This is a genomic window from Alkalibacterium sp. s-m-28 (genome assembly GCF_054658175.1).
This window is the reverse complement of the sequence record NZ_BAAGIQ010000180.1, coordinates 1-1,868: the sequence shown is the minus strand read 5'-3', so window position 1 is coordinate 1,868 and position 1,868 is coordinate 1. Positions and strand designations below refer to the sequence as shown.

General features: G+C 40.3%; 2 protein-coding genes and 1 tRNA gene. 1 reads left to right on the top strand and 2 read right to left on the bottom strand.

All coding sequences use genetic code 11. The annotated features are described in order from the left end of the window. Window positions 1–90: 90 nt before the first annotated feature. Window positions 91–393 (bottom strand): GFA family protein, encoded by a 303-nt coding sequence (locus tag ACYQ4S_RS11780; protein WP_459771329.1) that lies wholly within the window; start codon window positions 391–393, stop codon window positions 91–93. A gap of 451 nt (window positions 394–844) precedes the next feature. Between ACYQ4S_RS11780 and ACYQ4S_RS11775 the strand changes: the two genes are divergently transcribed. Further along, window positions 845–1,414, top strand: a complete 570-nt coding sequence (locus ACYQ4S_RS11775) for a DUF4352 domain-containing protein (protein ID WP_459771327.1) — start codon at window positions 845–847, stop codon at window positions 1,412–1,414. Between the two features lie 184 nt (window positions 1,415–1,598). Here ACYQ4S_RS11775 and ACYQ4S_RS11770 read toward each other — a convergent pair. Further along, a tRNA-Leu gene (locus ACYQ4S_RS11770) sits at window positions 1,599–1,682 on the bottom strand. Between the last annotated feature and the right edge of the window lie 186 nt (window positions 1,683–1,868).

Below are 1,868 nucleotides of genomic sequence, written 5' to 3'. Positions count from 1 at the left end.
CTAATAAGAAAAGGTCTTGAGAAATAACTTCAAGCTATCGCTTGACCGAAATTCATCTCCCACTTTCACTGGTGCTTCGTACCCATACGTTTAGAAGTGGGAGACTTCTTTCGGAATTACGTTAAAATGAATCGTACTGTCTTTCTTATATCGTAAGTACATAAATGTCCCACACGACTGACAGAACCCCCGCTCTGCCCAGCCAGATGAATCATATACAGAAACTGTCGATGATTCGCCGAAGTGATACTCTCCTTCCCTGTATGCATCAGTATAAACAATCGGTCCCGCCGCCTGTTTCCTGCACATCCCACAATGACAGACGTATACTTTTCCTTTCAGTTCTTTAACTTCTAGAACGGTATTCCCGCAAAGACATTTTCCATTAGGCATGTTACACTCTCCTAACCTGTTCTTTTGAATTTCTATATGTATACATTTAACAGTAAATAATTCAGGTATATAAAGCAACTCTTATCAAAACTATTCGATTCAAAAGACTATATACGCATTGACTCCCCACTCATCTTCTTTCGTTCGGTACCATTATCAAGCTTAGCTTTGTAATAAAAAATAAGTTGCCTGACCCGGCTTTGTCAAGTCTATCCACTATTTTACGACTATTATATCCTTTTAATACAAATTGTCTGTTTAAACTCTAAGATAGGCGTGTTATAGCAATACATATATTAATTAAATATTTATTAATATATATTGCTGTAGGATTATTTTCGCTATGATAGGGTTCTGGTCTTACAGTAAGTCGTGGGCAAGAAGACATACTCACTACGTCAGTTTCTACCCTGTCAACCAAAACGGTATAACTTACGAGGAGGAAAAGTAGATGGAAATGAAGAAATTATTGGCTTTAATTTCTGCAAGCGCATTTTTACTAGCAGCTTGTGACGATGTAGATACTCCAGCAGATGATGACGATTCAGCAGCTGTTGAAGACGACACTGAAGCAGAAGCAACCGAGTCAGAAGAGGTCGGTGAAGAGGCAGATACTGAAGAAGAAACAGCTGAAGTGGAAGAGGAGCCTGAAGAGTCTGAATTACTGTCAATTGGAGAGTCTATCACAATTGATGATATAACGATGACCATCACCAATGCAGAGTTCACTGACGAACGAAACCAGTTCGAAGAAGATGAGCCCGAACATGTCATTGCTATTTATTACACACTTGAAAACGACACAGATGACGACTATGGATATGGTATGGATTTTGATGTTTATGTGGACGGCTCCCAAGCAGATACATACCCGAACGACAATTCAATGGGTTCTGTTTCAAGCGGACGCTCAACTGATGGCGTAGCACATTACGCAGTAAATGGCGAAACTATAGAAGTCGAGTGGGAACCTTTATTTTCTTTTTCAGGTGAAAAAGGAATCTGGGATGTTACACCGTAATATTAATAAGGGAACGCACTTTAATGCTCTATTGTAGCATTAGTGCAGGACAAAAGGCCTTTAGTGAGATAGTGTCTCGCTAAAGGCCTTTTGTGGTATAAATAAAAATGCAAGTGAGGTCACATGAAAATAAGGATTTGACATCCTCATTTCAGAGACACACTCACTTGCATTTTTCATAGGATGCGCACGAGAGGACTCGAACCTCCACGGGGCATCGCCCCACCAGCCCCTCAAGCTGACGCGTCTACCATTCCGCCACGTGCGCTATTTTCTCAACAGAAGCTATCATATCAATGTTTGAGTAAAATGTCAATATACTGAACAGTTTGAATTTACCCAAAATTTTATGATTTCCTGAACGGTGACAAAAGCCCGAGGTATACACATGTGGAAAACATGGTATCCTCGGGCTTTTGAGCAGTCCACAGCTTAAATCTGTGGACTAATTTCA

Coding starts and splice junctions, on each gene's coding strand:
- ACYQ4S_RS11780 (WP_459771329.1), bottom strand. CDS start 393: ATGCCTAATGGAAAATGTCTTTGCGGGAATACCGTTCTAGAAGTTAAA.
- ACYQ4S_RS11775 (WP_459771327.1), top strand. CDS start 845: ATGGAAATGAAGAAATTATTGGCTTTAATTTCTGCAAGCGCATTTTTA.